The sequence below is a fragment of the Acinetobacter sp. ANC 3813 genome, from assembly GCF_002135435.1.
Taxonomy (GTDB): domain Bacteria; phylum Pseudomonadota; class Gammaproteobacteria; order Pseudomonadales; family Moraxellaceae; genus Acinetobacter.
Genome location: NZ_NEGK01000011.1, coordinates 12,235 through 30,017, shown reverse-complemented (window position 1 = coordinate 30,017; position 17,783 = coordinate 12,235). Strand labels below are relative to the sequence as shown.

Here is a 17,783-nt window from a genome sequence, read left to right as displayed (position 1 = left end):
TTCTTTTTTTGAGAACCTTTAAAATCAGTCTAGGTGATTTTTCACATAAAATATTCAGTGAATAAAGAAAAATTACATTGTAAAGACTCAGTGTGATGAAAGTGATTGAATCATTTAATTTACTTAATAATGATTTAGAAAAATTTTGCTTTAGATAGTTGTTTAATCATTTGTTTTTTATCAATAAAAGAAAACAAGGCTATTTGTTTGAAAAGCAGCCTTGTTTGGTAGGCTGTTTGATTAATATCATACTATATTGGCTTGTTACATCATTCATAGATCGATGAATAAATGTTCAGCGCATCGGCTTTTGCCAGAGTGCGTGGGTTGTTTTGCAGTAAACGGGTTTGCAACATTGCGTCATCTGCCAGCTGTTCCAGCGCATTTTTTGGTACGTGCAGCTGACTCAGCTTTAAAGTTAAACCGCTGCTGTCCAGATGATTCTGCATATGGTCAATGAATAAATCGCACAGTCCATCTGTACATCCCGTACTGTATGGGTCAATCCATTGCATCAGCTCTGCATAATGCTGTTTGGCCGCTGGAGCATTAAATTTCATGACCTCTGTTAAAACCAAAGCATTGGTATGCCCATGCGATAAATGAAAGTGTCCGCCAAGCGGGTAAGCTAAGGCATGCACTGCACCGACAGGCGCATTGGCAAAGGCTTGGCCAGCCAGCATAGAGCCAACCAGCATATTTTGGCGGGCTTGCAAATCGTGACCATCTTTAAGCACCAGCGGTAAATTTTTATTTAATAAGCGTAAGGCTTGTTTAGCCAGCATATCTGCATAAGGATTTTTCTTTATTTTTGACGTATAGGCTTCTATCGCATGCACCATGGCATCAATGCCTATCGCCGCTGTAATTTGAGCTGGAAGGTCTTTGGTAAAATTTGCATCTAAAATTGCAGCATCGGCATACAGCACAGGCGAAACAATGCCAGTTTTGGTTGTTTCACCTGTAGTCACAATGGAAATAGGCGTAACTTCTGAACCTGTTCCTGCAGTGGTTGGCACAAGGATCAGCGGCAAACGAGGGCGTTTGGCATTGCCAATACCGTAAATATCTTGAATTTTCTGACTCTGTTCAGGATGAGCCAAAATGGCGATGATTTTCGCCACATCTAAAGAACTGCCGCCGCCAAAGCCTAGGACCAAATCTGCTTTTTCATCTTTTGCAAATTGCACGGCATCTAAAACAATATGTTCAGCGGGGTCGGCCTGAACATTGGAATAAACAGCATAGTCCTGCTGATGAGATTCTAGAATTTCCAAAATAGGTAAATGCAGCTGATGCTGAATCATGCCAGGATCGGTGACCAGCAATACGCGCTTGGGACTAAATTCATTGAGTAAGGCTTTCAGTTCAATAATTGAACCAAGTCCTGAAATAATGTTGCTGACGGTCTGAAACTGAAAATTACTCATACGTTTATCCTTAATTTTTATACCTAAATGAACATTATTCTTGAGTCTTGATATAGGATTCATTTGCTAAATAACTTAACATAAGATGCTTGAAATAAAAGTACATTGAGGTTGTTATGTCATCCAAAACGCCATATAAGGTGTTATGTGTGTGTTTAGGCAATATTTGCCGTTCTCCAACAGCGGAGATTGTACTCAGACATTATTGTGATGCAGCAAACCTCAATGTGATGATCGATTCTGCCGGAACCAGCAATTATCATCCAAATAAAGCGCCTGACAGCCGCAGTCAGCTGCATGCAAAAAAACGCGGCTATGATTTATCATCCTTGCGTGCCCGTCAGCTGCTCACTCGTGACTTCGTCGAATTTGATTTAATTCTAGCGATGGATTATGAAAATCTGGACAATATTCAGCAGCTGATGCGTCAAGCGCAGCAAGAATTTGGCGCATCGCAAATCCGCGCGGCCGTGTCCTTAATGAGCCAGCATGATTCAAATTACCCTCAGCAAGAAGTGCCAGATCCGTATTATGGCGGTCAAGATGGCTTTGAACATGTGCTAAATCAATGTGAATCCAGCAGTCAGGCTTGGATCGGCATCTTCCAAAAGCAATTTCAGCAATCAAAAAACTAAGGTTTAAGTTATGAAGATTCAAACACAAGTACAGCTTAAACCTTTTAATACGCTGAGCCTGAATGCTGTAGCTTCCCATTATGTAAAAGTACAAGATATAGATGAACTGCTGAAAGCCGTTGAATATGCCAAAGCGCAAAATTTAAACCTGCTGATTTTATCAGGCGGCAGCAATATGCTGTTGCCCGAACAGATCCATGCATTGGTCATGCATATGGATATTCAAGGCATAGAAACAGTTGCCGAAGATCGTGAAACTGCAACTTTGCGTGTAGGCGCAGGGCAGATTTGGCATGATTTTGTATTGTGGACGACTGATCAAGGGCTTTATGGCTTGCAAAATCTGGCGCTCATTCCAGGCCTGATTGGCGCATCACCTGTGCAAAACATTGGCGCTTATGGGGTAGAGGCAGGCGAATTTATTCAGACGGTTCATGTGTATGACCGTTATGAACATAAATTTAGTGATATTGCTGCAGCAGATTGCCAATTCAGCTATCGCCACAGTATTTTTAAAGATGATCCAAACCGTTATATTATTACGCATGTCTCTTTTAAATTACTGAAAGAAGCAGATTTGAAACTGAATTATGGCGATTTAAAAATGGCAGTAGGCGATAACTTGACTGCGAAGAATTTACAGGATCAAGTCATTCAAATCCGCCAAAGCAAATTGCCAGATCCGAAAGAATTTCCGAATGCGGGAAGTTTTTTCAAAAATCCAATTATCAGCCAAAGCCAATATGACCAAATTGCACTGCTATTTCCAAATTTGCCCCATTATCCACAGCCCAATGGTCACGTTAAAATAGCTGCAGGCTGGCTGATTGATCAAGCGGGCTGGAAAGGCAAAAAATTGGATATGGTTGGCATGTTCCATAAACAGGCTTTGGTTTTGGTCAACTATGCAGATGCTGATTTGCATCACGTACGCGCAGCGTATCAAGCTGTGCAAAAAGATGTATTTGCAAAATTTAATATTGCATTAGAGCCAGAACCTGTACAGTTTGATCAGGCTGGAATGATTTGCCCGCATTAAATGACATCAGGATATATTATGAGTAAAAAAAAGCATTGGATGGTCCGTATAGTGCAAATAGCCGCTGTGCTGTTTACGCTATTGGCCTGCCTGATGGTTTTTATCTACACACCATTTTATTCTCAGCTGATTGTTAAAGCGCTGAATTATTTTGTTCCAGTTGAAGTCAATGAGGTTGCTGCCAAAAGTCAAAAGCTTGCGGCGCTAAGTGATCAGGACAGTTTTGAGCCGGGATCTAATATGTGGATTGCCCGTCAGGCCTACATGCAGGTGATGGAACACGCCATTCAATCCAATAACTCTCAAAATTTAACGCTGATTCAAGCGCGCTATAAAGCATTGCAGGCCATTATTGAAGAAGATCAGCAAAAGAACGCGGACAAAAAAGAAAAGCCGGCTGTTCCTTTGCTTGTTAACGCATCTTCAGAAATAGCCGCTTCTGAAACACCGAATGCGGCGCAAAAAGTGAAAGAGCTTTTAGAGTTAGATAGCTCTGAAAATAAAGAATTAATGGCGCAATATACCGACTTTTTAAATACACATCAGATTGAAGCGGCGGCTTCGGAACCTGTGGATGAGCAAATTTTTAAAGATATTGCCTATATTCATGATCAGAATCAGCAAAAGAAAGAAGCGCAATCGGCACCCTATGCTATTGTGGTTTTGGGCGGAGGTTTAACTTTAGACCCAAATGGCAAAGATATTGTCATTAATAACTACACACGTTTGCGCTTAGAAACGACGATGGCGGTTGAAAAAAAATATCAGTTGCCGATTGTGCTGAGCGGTGTAGAAGCGCCGTATATGCAAAGCTGGCTCAAGCAGCATGAGGTCGATGCCAAGCTGCTAGAAGACCGCAGTATGAATACTTGTGAAAATACACGCTTCAGCTCCTTGCTGCTGCAAAAAAAAGGCGGTGCGCCAACCGTGATTTTAATCACTGACCGTTACCATATGCCGCGTACACGCCGTTTATTTGCCCTAAACGGCATAGAAACGATTCCTGTCGAAGCGCCGATGCCTTCGTCTTTGACACGCTGGCGTCCGAGCGAAAAAAATTATGACCATAGCCGGCGCGCGAATTATGAAATGCTGGCGACCATGCGCGATATGTGGTTTGGCACTGAATGCAGAGAGGTGCCCTAATGGCTGATATTCCATTTTTAAATCCAACAATTTTAAAGCAGCTGGATTTGCCTGTTCCAAGCCGTGAAACCACGCCATTGCTGCTGGAACAGCTGAATTTGAATCAGCCTTTTGCTCCATCCATTGAGCTTCAATCTTACCGGCGCTTATATGCTTTAGACAGCTTGAACTGTGAACATTGGCAAGGCTATATCGATATGCCTTTGTTTAAGCTGCATGTTCAAGTGTTTCAGCCTAAGTTTGATTCTGCTGACGAAAAAGTCAAAGGCACGGTTTTTTTACTGCACGGTTATTTAGAGCACAGCGGTATTTACCAGCCGATTATTCGTGAAATTTTAGAGCAGGGTTTTAGTGTACTGACTTATGATTTGCCCGGCCATGGGCTAAGTAATGGTTCGTCTGCCAGCATTCAGAATTTTGACCACTACCAGCAAGTCTTGCATGCCGTTCGTCAATATGTGCGCCATGCGAATCAATTGCCGCAGCCTTGGCTAGGGATTGGGCAGAGTACTGGCGGCGCTATTTGGCTGCATCATTTGCTGGAATTTGCTGAACGCCGTGAAAATCCATATGTAAACCGTGTTCTGCTGCTATCGCCATTAATTCGTCCAGCTAAAACAGCTTGGTGGCATAATCCTGTAGGCTTGGGCATTATTCGTAGAATTAAACGTGAAGTGCCGCGTCATTTTAGACGTAATAACCATAATCCTGAGTTCTTACGTTTTGTACGTTTAAAAGATCCACTGCAGCCACGCATGATGGGTATGGATTGGATTTTAGCGATGTCAAAATGGATGCAGGAAATGGAAGAGCGTCCAGCTTGCCGTATACCTGTATGGCTGGCTCAGGGGGCGCAAGATCAAACCGTGGATTGGCGTTACAACATTGAATTCATCCGCCGTAAATTCCGTCTGCAAACGCTGCTGATGCTGGAAGAGGGTTCGCATCAGCTGATCAATGAGCGGGCGGATATTCGAGCTGCGCTTACTGGGCTAATCCCAGCATTTTTACATGCACATAGCGCTAAAGATTATTATTAAGCGCAAAATTTCAGTAGTATAAAAAAGCAGCCTCAGCTGCTTTTTTAATTGCGTTCAGTCATATGCTGAAATGGTTTAGGTTGAGCTAAAACTTATCGGCATTGGCTAAATTCCACATGCGGAAATAAAAGTTTTCTTCGTCTTTATTTTCGCAGCTGAGCAGCTCTTCAGGTTTCAGCCAAAAATGCAGCTGGGCGTAATTTTTAATTTCCCGATCATTCACGCGCTGCGCCAAATGATGCGCTTTAATATCAGCCGGATGCTTTAAACCTGCAGATGCAATCAATTCTGAAAGTGCATGCATGGTGTTACGGTGGAAGTTGAATACACGCATAGATTTCGTTGGGATATCTATGGCTTTTTGGCGGTCTTTATCTTGCGTGGCGACCCCAACTGGGCATTGGTTGGTGTGGCAGCTTTGCGCCTGAATACAGCCGACAGCAAACATAAAGCCGCGCGCTGAATTTACCCAGTCGGCACCAATCGCCATGGTGCTGGCTATATCAAAAGCGCTGATGATTTTGCCGCTGGCGCCGATTTTAATCTGATCCCGCAAACCTGCGCCAACCAGTGTGTTATGAACAAATAGCAGGCCTTCACGCAGCGGTGTCCCCATATTGTTAATCAGTTCTACTGGCGCTGCGCCTGTACCGCCTTCAGAACCATCAACCACAATAAAATCTGGCGCAATTTTAGTCTCCAGCATAGCTTTGACAATACTCATAAATTGCCAAGGCTGTCCTATGCATAGTTTAAAGCCCACAGGCTTGCCTAAAGACAGTTCTCGCAGCTGCTGAATGAAATGCATCATTTCAATGGGTGTTTTAAAGGCTGAATGGCTTGATGGTGATACACAGTCATGCTCTCTGCTCACACCGCGGATTTGCGCAATTTCTGCAGAAATTTTATTTTTGGGCAAAATCCCGCCATGGCCGGGTTTTGCGCCTTGGGACATTTTAATTTCAATCATTTTTACTTGCGGCAACTTGGCTTGTTCTGCAAAACGAACAGGATCGAATTGGCCATCCAAGGTACGGCAGCCAAAATACCCGCTGCCCAGTTCCCAAACAATATCGCCGCCATTTTCTAAATGATAGGGGCTGATACTGCCTTCACCTGTATCGTGATAGAAACTGCCCAGTTTTGCGCCCTTATTTAATGCGCGGATGGCATTTGCGCTCAAGCTGCCAAAGCTCATGGCAGAAATATTGAAGATGGATGCGCTGTATGGCTGGCTGCACTGCGCATTGCCTATGCGGATCCGGAAAGTATCGGTATTGGCAGGCGGGCAAGGCGTAATGGAATGTGTCATGAAGCGGTAGTCTTCTTGATACACATCAATAATAGAGCCAAAAGGTTTGTCTGCATTTTCATTTTTGGCGCGCTGATACACTAAGCTGCGCTGCATGCGTGAAAATGGCAGGGCATCCTGATCCGATTCAATAAAATACTGACGGATTTCTGGACGGAATTCTTCGAAAATAAAGCGGAAATGCCCCATGATGGGGTAATTTTTTAAAATAGAATGTTTATTCTGCAGCACATCATACAGCCCCAATAAGCTGAGTAACGCTGTAATCAGCCAAATGCTGTTAAGCAGTGTTTCTGAAATAAAATAATGAATATAGTGCGGTTCGTAGCCAATATGAAATGAAGTAATCAGCAGTGTAATAAAAATACAAGCGAACCAAATAGAATGCCGTGAAAAAAAGGTGTTCAGCAATTTATGGCGAATGGCTTGAGTAGCTTCTGGCATTATTCGAATTTTCCTGAACGTTAATTGTTCGACTATAAATCTGACACTATAAAAAAAGAAGCAGAAGCATGACTTTGTTACTGCAATGCAGCAATTTTAAGCCTGACATTTGGTTCCCAGATAAAACAGGCAGTAAATATAGTACGGTGAATAATCTAATTCGTTATTCAGCTAAAAATAATAAAAGATAAAGAATGCAAATCTTGTGATTTCACAGCAATGAATTTATGGCTTAGATTAAAAATACATTCACAGCAAGAGGGTTAAACGATGACAAAAAAATCCATTCGTTATAACAGTGCAGAATTGGCTTGCCGATGCATGCAATGTTTATGAAGATCTCCGAACTTGGTATACGAATGGCAGGGCGGGTACAGGCGCTGCTATTGTATGAAACTCAGCACACAGCAAAAAAATGACAAAAAATATTTTAAGAAATTATATAGTCCCGTGATTGGGACTTTATTTTTGTCTTTTCATTAGCAGTCTTTTTCGATTTGCTTGACGGCATCAGAAACCTCAGCTGGCTCAATCAGTTGAATGCGCTTGCCGAAACTGCGCAGCCACCACACCAATTGAGAGGTGTAGGGTACAGTCGCTGAAACTAGGCTTAAACCGTCATCCTGCTTTTCGATGACTTGGTCTTTGCTCAGTTGGGTTTCTTCAAAATAAGAGGCTTCTTGATCCTTCATCAGTAATTTTAGATGAATGTTCTCGGTTGGTTTATTAAAATCAACTCTAAAGCCGAGTGCGCCAGATTCGATATAAGCATCAATATCAAAATTAACCGGGTGCATTGCGCGCGAATTTAGGACATTTGCTGACTTAAAACGGTGCAAAGCAAAGGTTTGAATATCAGTTTTATCGTAGCGGGTACAAACCAAATAAATGATTGCACCTTTTTGTACCAAAGCCAGAGGATTTAGGGTATAGGTTTTTTCTTCACTGCTTGGGCCGCGGCCCTGGTAGATGCATTCCAGCTGCTTGTCTTGAAGCAGTCCTTCATAGATTGCTTGCTGAGCCGTTTTTTCTACCAATGGCGGTATTAAAGGCTGAGTTGCGGGAACAATGCGGACACGGTTAATCCATTGACGGACATTATTTTGAGTGGAAAGACTGTAGCGTGCTAAGTCAAACCAAGGATTCATTTCTTCGATCAGGCTGGGCGGCAGTAAATGCTTTAAATGTTCTTCCACCATCATAAAGGTGACCGCTTGAGAGCTGGTCATATGCGGCAGACTCTGAATAGGAGCATCCGAACGCCAGCGCCAGCCTTGAGGCGAAGTTTTACTGCTTTCTATGGGAAAGCGCTGAGAAATCTGATTTAGATCACGCTGAATTGTACGCAGGCTGATATCGATGCCTTCACGGACAAGGATCTCCTGTAATTCACGTGTGCCCATCCACTTGCCAGTAGAAAGCCGCGAAAGAATTTGCCACTGTCTATAGAGGCTATTGGATGTTTCTTTTTCTTGTGAGGACATAATGATTGAAAGAATGTGAGTAAGTTGTAATTTAATCGATATACACAATAAGAAATCTATACCTCCAGCGCAAGTGTTTCACAGTCAATTACGTCTATATTTTGAAACATGTTCATACAGCAATACACTTGTGGCTGAGGTTTTTTGATGGATTAATAATCAACATGTGAGTATGAAAAACGCAATTCAATCTGCATGGCATATTAATTGCTTTGTTCTACTTACAATAGATAACAATGAAGAGGTTGGTATGCTTAAAGAGAATCAAGACACAACTTCCAACGCTGCATTAGACGGGTATGCAGGCAATCCAGCGGTACTTAAAGCGGCTGTGGATTTAACGATAAAAGAAACAGCGGCAGCAAAATCTTATGCTTTGTTTGAGCATTTAAATTCCAATTTTTTTAATGAAATGCGTGATGATCATGCTGTATCAGGAGAGGCATGCGGGCGAATAGAGCAATGGCTTACACAGCATAGTATAGATGAGCTGAATGCTTTGAATCAGCGGGCCAAAGAGCATTTTTTATATGAAGGGATTACTTTTACTGTTTATGGCGATGAACAGGGAACAGCACGTACAATTCCATTTGATTTAATTCCAAGGGTTATGGCTAAAAAGCAGTGGAATACCGTAGCTGCGGGCAGCGCACAGCGGGTAAAAGCGTTGAACTTATTTTTGCATGATATTTATCATCAGCAGGATATTTTAAAAGCTGGCATTGTGCCTGAGCTGCAGGTGCTAACGCACGAAGCGTATCAGCCGCATATGTATCAGCATGCGCTTAAAGGCAAGATTTATAGTCAAATCAGCGGAATTGACATTATTCGTGACAAACAAGGTGAATTTTATGTGCTGGAAGATAATTTAAGAACACCATCCGGCGTATCGTATATGCTGGAGAGCCGTAAAATCAGCCAAAAACTGATGCCGGATTTATGTAAACAAAGCAATATCTTAGGTATAGAGCAGTATCCGCAGCTCCTAAAAGAAATGCTGGCGGAAAATGCCTACTGTGATAATCCATTTATTGTGGTAATGACCCCGGGACGTTTCAATAGCGCTTATTATGAACATGCTTTTTTAGCAAGGGAAATGGATGTGCCTTTGGTGACATCACGTGACCTTTTTGTAGAGAACGATAAAGTTTATGTGAAAACTATCCGAGGAAGGCAGCAGGTTGATGTAATTTATAGACGTGTCGATGACGCATTTTTAGACCCGCTGTGTTTCAAGCCAGACAGTACATTAGGTGTTGCAGGCTTAATGTCTGCATATTTGAATCACAATGTTGTGCTGGCAAATGCACCGGGTACGGGTGTCGCAGACGACAAATCTATTTATCCTTATGTTGATAAGATGATTCGTTTTTATTTAGGTGAGCAGCCTATTTTAAAAAATGTTCCAACCTATCAATGCCGTGAATCGCAAGATTTGGACTACGTCGTTGCCAATCTTGATCAGCTTGTAGTGAAAGAGGCGCAAGGGTCTGGCGGTTACGGCATGCTGATTGGCCCACAGGCATCTTCACAGCAAATTGAAGAATTTAAGCAAAAAGTACTGGCAGCACCACATTTGTATATTGCTCAGCCTACTTTAGATCTATCGGTTTGTCCGACTTTGACGAATTTTGGCGCAGCGGAACGCCATATTGATTTGCGCCCTTTTGTATTGAGTTCGCCTTACCGTACAGAAATTGTGCCTGGCGGCCTGACCCGTGTTGCGATGCAGGCAGGCTCATTGGTGGTGAATTCATCTCAAGGCGGCGGGATTAAGGATACTTGGATTGTCGACAATCTGCATTCTTAGAACTCCACACAAGGAGCAGTAATGATTTTATTAAACAGCAATGCTGAAAATATTTTTTGGCTGGGGCGCTATTTAGCGCGCACACAGTATTTATGCAGTATTTATCCTTTTCAAAATGATGATGCTGCACGGGATTATGCGCATGCTTTTTGCCTGCCGGCATTTGATGCAAGCTCTTTAAATGAGCTGGTGCTTGACCCTCAGCATCCGATCTCTTTTGTTTCTCAATTCCAGTATGCGCAGAATAATATTTTGGATTTGCGTGGTGTGCTTTCCGCCGGCGCTTATGCAGAGCTGAATCAGCTGATCTGCAACGCTACTGAAAATGCAGGATATATCTGTGATGTGGCCGCGGATTGCCAAGATGTATTGGAAGCCGAACCTGAGGCGGTGTTTTTATTTTTCAGCTTAGGCCAGTGCATGGAAGATTTGGATCGTCAACTGCGTTTTAAACAGGATATGACCGCATCATTGGCGCAGTTAAAACATGTGGTTGCCGCATTGTCGGGCATGGGGCCAAATGGATTGAAGGATGCGCTCGATGAGCTAAATTTAGCCCCTTGCAGTATGCAGTTCTATCATTTCAGTGATTATATCCAAGCCATGTTTGAGGCGGATGCATGAAATTAATGGTCAATCACCAAACACATTATTCTTATAGTGCACCAGTGCAGAATAGTATTCAGTACATCAAGATGATTCCGTCATCGAATGCACACCAGCAGGTGCATCATTGGAATATTAGCGTGCCGGGTGAACTGGAGCGCAAGGTGGATGCTTTTAGCAATATTTGGCTGACCAGTTCACAGCGTGAACCTTATAGCCAGATGACCATTATGGCGCAGGGCATTGTTGAGTTGAATCCTAAAAGCCAATCATGTGTTTTGGACCGCTTAAATCCTAATTTATTTTTACAGCCGACACACTGTACACTCTGCAGTGAAGAGATGAAGCAGTTTGCGCAGATTTATACCGCTGCACTCAATCATGACAGTCTTGTGCGCTTGTCAGGCGCTTTGCTTGAGCATATGCCTTATGTGCCGCGAAGCACATTGGTCACAACGACAGCGGAAGAGGCCTTTAGCCGCCGCCAAGGTGTATGTCAGGATCATAGTCATGTATTTATTGCGATGTGCAAATATTTAGGATTGCCTGCGCGCTATGCATCAGGCTATTTATTTGTGCCGCAAACCATGCATCTGGCGAGTCACGCTTGGGCAGAAGTATTTTTGGATAATGCATGGTATTGTTTTGATGTCAGTAATCAGCTTTTTAGACCAAATTCACATATTTACGTGGCTATAGGCCGGGATTATTGGGATGTTGCGCCAGTGCGCGGAGTCCGTGAAAAAGGAGGTTTTGAGTCAATGAATTCAATTGTTCAGGTACTCAGCTGTTAGTAAAGAAAGGATTGGAAATGACTTATTGCTGTGCATTGCGCTTAAAAGACGGAATGGTATTTATTAGTGACACTCGAACCAATGCGGGTGTAGATCATATTTCTGTTTTTCGTAAGTTATATACCTTTGGCATACAAGGGGAACGGTTTATTGTCATACAGACCTCTGGCAATTTAGCGACCACGCAGGCCGTTATTGGCCATTTGCAGAATCAGCTGGAAACCAAGCAAGAACCGAATTTGTACAGTGTAAATACCATGTTTGAAGTTGCAGAGCTGGTGGGGCACACGCTGCGTAAAGTTATTGCGGATGTCACCGCTGATACCGTAGAACAGAGCAATTATTACTGCAGTTTACTGGTGGGCGGTCAGATCCAAGGTGCTGACATGCAGCTGTATAATGTATATCCGCAAGGTAATTTTATCTCCGCGACCTCTGATACACCTTTTTTCCAAATTGGTGAAAGCAAATATGGCAAGCCGATTTTAGACCGCGCGCTGCATTATGATATGCCAATGGATGAAGCTGTGCGCTGTGCCTTAATTTCATTCGATTCTACACTGCGTTCTAATGTGTCTGTTGGTTTACCTTTAGATGCGCTGGTTTATGATAAAGACAGTTTAAAAGTGCCGATCGGCAAGCGCATTTATGAAGAAGATCCTTATTTTTCAAATATCAGCAAACAATGGTCTGCATTACTAAAACGAGGTTTACAGGAGCTTCCTGTTCCAACGCAAGATTATTTTGAATAATTGTATTTCAATATTCAAAAAAGCCCAGTCGAATGCTGGGCTTTTTTATTTTTTAAATTATTTCAGCTTGCGCGCTGGACGTGCGCTTAAACGGCAAAGCAGTTCATAGCCAATGGTGCCATTGGCTTCGGCAACATCATCGACTAAACGGTTTTTACCCCAAAGTTCAACTTCGGTACCCAGTGTTAAATTTAGACCTGTTGCATCGATGGCAATCATATCCATTGCAACACGGCCAATGACACGAGTCTGCTGACCATTGATCGCTACATAGTTTTGTTTTGGAAATGCGCGTGGATAGCCATCACCATAGCCAATTGAAACAATGGCAAGCTTCATCGCTTGATCTGCAACAAATGTTGAACCGTAGCCTACAGACTCACCCGCTTGAATCGTATTCAGTGCAATGACTTCGGCACTAAAGGTCATCACTGGCTTTAAGTCTAAGTCATGTACAGTTTTATCGGCAAAAGGGGATGCGCCGTACAGCATAATGCCCGGACGGACAAAGTCAAAATTCAATTCAGGCCATTTGAAAATCGCAGCGGAATTACAGCAAGAAGCCAATACAGGCGCACATGCTTCTTTAACCTGTAAAAATTGATTTTTTTGCTGCTCATTTAAAGGATGATTGTCGGCATCTGCGTTGGCAAAGTGCATGGCTAAAACGCAAGTCAAGCCTTCCGCTTTGAGCTGATGAATCACTTCAATGATTTCAGGGACTTTAAAACCTAAGCGATTCATGCCGCTGTTCAGTTTAACCCAGACTTTTAAGTCTTTTGCGATGTAAGCGTCTTTATGAGCGCGCAGCCAATTCAGCTGCTGCTGGTGGTGCACTACAATTTCAATGCGCTGATCGATGACAATCTGCATTTCATCTGCTGAAAAAATGCCTTCAATCAACGTAATTGGCTGCTGAAAACCTAAATTACGGATTTCTAAGGCTTCTTCTAAACAGGCGACACCAAAGGCATCGCTGTCTGCTAAGGCTGCTAAGCAGTCTTTAACTCCATGTCCGTAAGCATTGGCTTTGACCATGCTGACGATTTTAGCGGTTGGGGCAAGTTGTTTGACACGGTTTAAATTATATTGCAGTGCTTCACTGTCAATATAAACTGTTGCTTGGCGCACCCTAGATACTCCTACAGGGTCATGAAAGAAAAAGCGGTGATGAAGTTGACTTATTCTTCATCATCGTACTGGGCATAAAACTCAGGTGAAAGGTTGCTGAATTTGGTGTATTGGCCTTCAAACGCTAGGCGAACTGTACCAATTGGGCCATTACGCTGTTTACCAATAATAATTTCTGCAGTACCTGCTTCTTTTGATTCTTTGTTATAAACCTCATCACGGTAAATAAACATGATCAAATCGGCATCCTGCTCAATCGCACCAGATTCACGTAAGTCTGACATTACAGGGCGTTTGTTCGGACGGTTTTCCAGTGCACGGTTAAGCTGAGATAAGGCAATTACAGGGCAGTTCATTTCTTTGGCTAATGCTTTTAAGCTTCGGGAAATTTCTGAGATCTCGCCTACGCGGTTATCGCCCATGCCTGGAACTTTCATCAGCTGAAGATAATCGACCATGATGCAGCCGAGTTTGCCACCATGCATTTTGGCAATTCGGCGCGCACGTGAACGCAATTCTGTTGGCGGCAGTGCGGATGAGTCATCAATATAAAGACTTTTTTCCTGCAGATGCACAATGGTGCTGGTCACTTTAGACCATTCATCGGCATCCATTTTACCGGCACGCAAATGCCCCTGATGTACACGTCCAAACGATGAAATCAAACGCATAGCAATAGAGTCTGCAGGCATCTCCATGGAGTAAACCAGTGCGGGCAAATTATTATTAAAGAGTACGCTTTCAACCAAGTTCATGGCAAAGGTGGTTTTACCCATAGACGGACGGGCAGCGACAATAATTAAATCGCCAGCTTGCATGCCTGATGTTTTGTTGTCTAATTCTACAAAACCTGTGGTTAAGCCTGTGATGCTGCCTTCGGTTTGAGACAGTTCATTCAGCTTATCGAAAACGGATGCAACAACTGCGTTGATCGGTTTAGGGCCTTGCGCTTTAGCATTGTTATTATGCTGCTCGGCAATAGAAAAAATATTGGTTTCTGCCAAATCTAAAATTTCGCTGACTGTACGGCCTTTAGTATCGTAAGCATTTTGTAGAATTTCAGAGCTCACCTTAATCATGCTTCTTAAGGTTGAGAATTCTTTAATTTTATTGGCATAGGTTTCTAAGTTATAAAAACTTGAAGGGGAGTCTGACATCAGCTGCATGAGGTATTCCTCACCGCCAATGGCATCAAGCAAATTTTGCTTAGTTAGCCAATCATGAACTAAAACAGCATCATACGGCGAGTTGTCTTTAGACAGTTGATCAATTGCGCGAAAAATATATTTATGACGGGTTGCATAAAAATCATTTTCAGTCAGTACATCGCCAACTTGTTCAAAAGATTCAGCTACGGTCATTAGGGCTGCCAATACAGCTTGTTCAATGGCGAGGTTATGCGGTGGAGTACGGAACTCTTTTAGCTGACCAGATTCGCTATTTTTAGTTTCTGCTTTGGAGCTGGCATTCGCCTGTGACATATGAATCCCTGATTTTAATACAGTCTATGCTTAAATAAGAAATGGTGTATGGGCGCTTAATTTCAACTTGAATAGCAAGGCAAATGATACTCGCAATTTAAAAAAAAATGCGAATATATTATGCAAAAGTTAAATCTGATCTCTAAAGTCAAATTTTAAAGATAAAAAAAGAGCATGCTTCTGCATGCTCTTTTTTTTGCTAGAAATTACTCAGCTACGATAGTAACTAGAACTTCAGCAACAACATCATGATGCAATTGGATTGCGATGTTGAATTCGCCAGTATGACGAAGCGCACCGTTTGGTAAACGAACTTCAGCGCGGTCTACAACAAGACCAGCATTCGTTAACGCATCAGCGATGTCACGAGTACCGATTGAACCGAATAATTTACCTTCGTCACCAGCTTTCGCAGTGATTACGATATTTACTTCGTTCAATTGGTCAGCACGTGCTTGAGCAGCAGCTAAAATATCAGCTTCTTGCTTTTCAAGTTCAGCGCGACGAGCTTCAAAAGCAGCAGTATTTGATTCTGTTGCAGCAACTGCGATACCCTGAGGGATAAGGAAGTTACGGCCATAACCAGCTTTAACTGATACTTTATCGCCTAATTTACCAAGGTTTTTAACACGTTGTAATAAAATAATATCCACAGCTCAACCTCACTTATGATTGTCAGTGTAAGCAATCAAAGACAAGTAACGAGCTTGTTTGATCGCTAACGCCAATTGACGTTGGTAACGAGCTTTAGTACCTGTAATACGGCTAGGAACAATTTTGCCGTTTTCAGTGATGTACTGTTTTAAAGTGTCGATATCTTTGTAGTCGATGTACGTTACGTTCTCAGCTGTAAAGCGGCAGAACTTGCGACGACGGTAAAAACGTGCCATGTAGTGTTCTCCTTATGCTTCAGCAGAGTCGTTAGCTTGTTGTGCTTCTTCACGCTGAGCTTTACGCGCGCGTTTTTCTTCAGCACTCTTAGCCAATAAAGACTCTTCAGTGATCGCGTTTTCACGACGAATAACTAGGCTACGAATAATTGCATCGTTGTAACGGAACAATTCTTCTAGCTCATCAAGAGTAGTTTGACCACACTCAACATTCATAAGAATGTAGTGAGCTTTGTGAATTTTGTTAATTGGGTAAGCCAATTGACGACGGCCCCAATCTTCAAGACGGTGAATTTGACCTTCAGCGTCTTTGATGTGAGAGATATAGCGTTCTACCATACCAACCACTTGATCGCTTTGATCTGGGTGTACTAAAAGTACGATTTCGTAATGACGCATTGTCAGCTCCTTACGGATTATACAGCCCCTGACGCGATTGTCAGAAGCAAGGAGTCACAACCGAAGTTGCGCCGCAAAATTTGCGAAGCATGAATTTTAGTGTGTTTGAGCACAGAATACAAGGCATGGGGTTAAAAAGCCTGCATTTTTTAAAGATTATATATTTTGGCTGAGCTGCGTAACAAGAATATTAGAACATACGCAAGTTTGTAACATGCTTAAAATGAAGATCAGCTTTATTTAATGTTTAGCCGTGTAAATTTTATAGAAAAGCTTAATTAGAGAGATATCTTTCAATCAAATTTTATAATTTGATGAGTGGCTTAATCTCATGAATTTAAAATTTTTAGGGTAGGGTGGGATAATTTTTCACAAGTGACCTGAATTGCGCGTAATCAGGAGTTTATGACTTAAGATCATTTGCAAATAAGGACGTTTTTATTTTGATATGAATGCAGCTGAAAAGATGTAAGGCAAAAAAAGATAGAGAGAACTCTATCTTTTTTAAAACAGCGGCAAATGCGGTGCAGGTGAGATGTAGCTGAAACTGAAGCTGAAACTTAGCGCAGTAATTAAGATTACCGAATATAAGAAATAGCGTTTCGCCCAAACCTGATCGTTTTCAGCTTTGAAACCAATGATCGATAAATACACCCAGTAAGCACACAGTGCATTAAAGGTGATTAAAAAGAACATGTTGGTGTAGCCAAAACAATACAAACCATTTAAGACGGCAGCGAACAGCAAGACGTAAATCAAGCTCTCAACTTTCGTACGGAAAATTGAACGCGCTACAGGCAGAATTGGAATGCCGGCATTTTTATAGTCATTAAATCGGTAAACAGCAATTCCCCATGAATGCGGCATTTGCCATAACGCATAAGCTAAGAAAATTAGCAGCGCAGCAACGTCAAATTCATTTGAAACAGCGGTATAGCCGATTACAGGAGGGCTTGCGCCAGAGATACTGCCAATCACTGTTTGGTGAATAGAAGTACGTTTGCTCCAAAGACTGTAAAAAATTACATAAACCACAAAACCAAGTACAGCGAAGCCAAAAGCATAGGCATTGACAAAGAACCACAGTAGGGCAAAACCTACAATTCCAAGCACAGCAGAAAATGTCAGTGCAACAGAAGGGCTGATGGTTTTTTTGACCAATGCGCGGTTCATTGTCCGTTCCATCTTTTGATCAATATCTTGATCAATGACGTTGTTGACAACACAGCCAGAAGCGACAACTAAAGTTGTACCGAGCAGGGTGATGAGAAGGAGGAGGAAATCTACAGACCCCTGAGCGGCTAAAAAGAAGCCGCCCAGAGTGGTAACGAAGTTACCAAAGAGAATTCCTGGTTTAGTCAGGAATAAATACTTTTTCAGCATGATGACC

Annotated in this window: 17 protein-coding genes; 8 read left to right on the top strand and 9 right to left on the bottom strand. The window is 42.4% G+C overall.

The features are described 5' to 3' along the window. Positions 1-269: 269 nt before the first annotated feature. Positions 270-1,430 (bottom strand): iron-containing alcohol dehydrogenase, encoded by a 1,161-nt coding sequence (locus B9T34_RS15425; protein ID WP_086214024.1) that lies wholly within the window; start codon positions 1,428-1,430, stop codon positions 270-272. A 116-nt stretch (positions 1,431-1,546) separates the two neighbouring features. Here B9T34_RS15425 and B9T34_RS15420 point away from each other — a divergent pair, with 116 nt between their 5' ends. From B9T34_RS15420 to B9T34_RS15405, 4 genes are read left to right on the top strand one after another with little or no spacing between them, the layout of a single operon-like run. After that, entirely contained in the window at positions 1,547-2,065 is a 519-nt protein-coding gene (locus tag B9T34_RS15420; RefSeq protein ID WP_086214023.1) for a low molecular weight protein-tyrosine-phosphatase, read from the top strand. Between the two features lie 10 nt (positions 2,066-2,075). Further along, positions 2,076-3,104, top strand: coding sequence for a UDP-N-acetylmuramate dehydrogenase (murB, locus tag B9T34_RS15415; protein WP_086214022.1), 1,029 nt, complete (start codon positions 2,076-2,078; stop codon positions 3,102-3,104). 18 nt (positions 3,105-3,122) lie between these two features. Further along, positions 3,123-4,250, top strand: coding sequence for a YdcF family protein (locus tag B9T34_RS15410; protein ID WP_086214021.1), 1,128 nt, complete (start codon positions 3,123-3,125; stop codon positions 4,248-4,250). Further along, positions 4,250-5,290: an alpha/beta hydrolase gene (locus tag B9T34_RS15405; RefSeq protein WP_086214020.1), complete on the top strand. Its 1,041-nt coding sequence runs from the start codon at positions 4,250-4,252 to the stop codon at positions 5,288-5,290. The genes B9T34_RS15410 and B9T34_RS15405 overlap by 1 nt, the downstream gene beginning before the upstream one ends. An 85-nt stretch (positions 5,291-5,375) precedes the next feature. On the opposite strand, the gene B9T34_RS15400 is transcribed toward B9T34_RS15405, so the two are convergent. Beyond that, on the bottom strand, positions 5,376-7,046 hold the full coding sequence (locus B9T34_RS15400) for an FMN-binding glutamate synthase family protein (RefSeq protein ID WP_086214019.1): 1,671 nt from the start codon (positions 7,044-7,046) through the stop codon (positions 5,376-5,378). A 479-nt stretch (positions 7,047-7,525) separates the two neighbouring features. Then, positions 7,526-8,530 (bottom strand): helix-turn-helix transcriptional regulator, encoded by a 1,005-nt coding sequence (locus tag B9T34_RS15395; RefSeq protein WP_086214018.1) that lies wholly within the window; start codon positions 8,528-8,530, stop codon positions 7,526-7,528. 250 nt (positions 8,531-8,780) lie between these two features. On the opposite strand from B9T34_RS15395, the gene B9T34_RS15390 reads away from it, so the two are divergent. The 4 genes from B9T34_RS15390 to B9T34_RS15375 are packed head-to-tail and all read left to right on the top strand — an operon-like array spanning position 8,781 to position 12,492. Continuing rightward, on the top strand, positions 8,781-10,340 hold the full coding sequence (locus B9T34_RS15390; protein ID WP_086214118.1) for a circularly permuted type 2 ATP-grasp protein: 1,560 nt from the start codon (positions 8,781-8,783) through the stop codon (positions 10,338-10,340). A 21-nt stretch (positions 10,341-10,361) separates the two neighbouring features. After that, entirely contained in the window at positions 10,362-10,964 is a 603-nt protein-coding gene (locus B9T34_RS15385) for an alpha-E domain-containing protein (protein ID WP_086214017.1), read from the top strand. Further along, positions 10,961-11,740, top strand: coding sequence for a transglutaminase family protein (locus tag B9T34_RS15380; protein ID WP_086214016.1), 780 nt, complete (start codon positions 10,961-10,963; stop codon positions 11,738-11,740). Before B9T34_RS15385 ends, B9T34_RS15380 begins: the two co-directional genes overlap by 4 nt. Before the next feature lie 17 nt (positions 11,741-11,757). Then, positions 11,758-12,492: a proteasome-type protease gene (locus B9T34_RS15375; RefSeq protein ID WP_086214015.1), complete on the top strand. Its 735-nt coding sequence runs from the start codon at positions 11,758-11,760 to the stop codon at positions 12,490-12,492. 57 nt (positions 12,493-12,549) lie between these two features. Here B9T34_RS15375 and alr read toward each other — a convergent pair whose 3' ends face one another. From alr to cyoE, 6 genes are all read right to left on the bottom strand, one after another. Continuing rightward, positions 12,550-13,623 carry an alanine racemase gene (alr, locus tag B9T34_RS15370; RefSeq protein ID WP_086214014.1) on the bottom strand — a complete coding sequence of 358 codons (1,074 nt, stop codon included), beginning with the start codon at positions 13,621-13,623 and terminating at the stop codon, positions 12,550-12,552. A 50-nt stretch (positions 13,624-13,673) separates the two neighbouring features. Continuing rightward, a complete protein-coding gene (gene dnaB, locus B9T34_RS15365; protein ID WP_086214013.1) occupies positions 13,674-15,104 on the bottom strand; it encodes a replicative DNA helicase in 1,431 nt (476 codons plus the stop codon). A gap of 206 nt (positions 15,105-15,310) precedes the next feature. Next, positions 15,311-15,757 carry a 50S ribosomal protein L9 gene (gene rplI / locus B9T34_RS15360; protein WP_086214012.1) on the bottom strand — a complete coding sequence of 149 codons (447 nt, stop codon included), beginning with the start codon at positions 15,755-15,757 and terminating at the stop codon, positions 15,311-15,313. Between the two features lie 9 nt (positions 15,758-15,766). Then, positions 15,767-15,994 (bottom strand): 30S ribosomal protein S18, encoded by a 228-nt coding sequence (gene rpsR, locus B9T34_RS15355; protein WP_054582282.1) that lies wholly within the window; start codon positions 15,992-15,994, stop codon positions 15,767-15,769. Between the two features lie 12 nt (positions 15,995-16,006). Then, positions 16,007-16,393: a 30S ribosomal protein S6 gene (gene rpsF / locus B9T34_RS15350; RefSeq protein ID WP_086214011.1), complete on the bottom strand. Its 387-nt coding sequence runs from the start codon at positions 16,391-16,393 to the stop codon at positions 16,007-16,009. Positions 16,394-16,897: 504 nt separating this feature from the next. Continuing rightward, positions 16,898-17,776, bottom strand: coding sequence for a heme o synthase (gene cyoE, locus B9T34_RS15345; protein ID WP_086214010.1), 879 nt, complete (start codon positions 17,774-17,776; stop codon positions 16,898-16,900). Positions 17,777-17,783 lie beyond the last annotated feature (7 nt).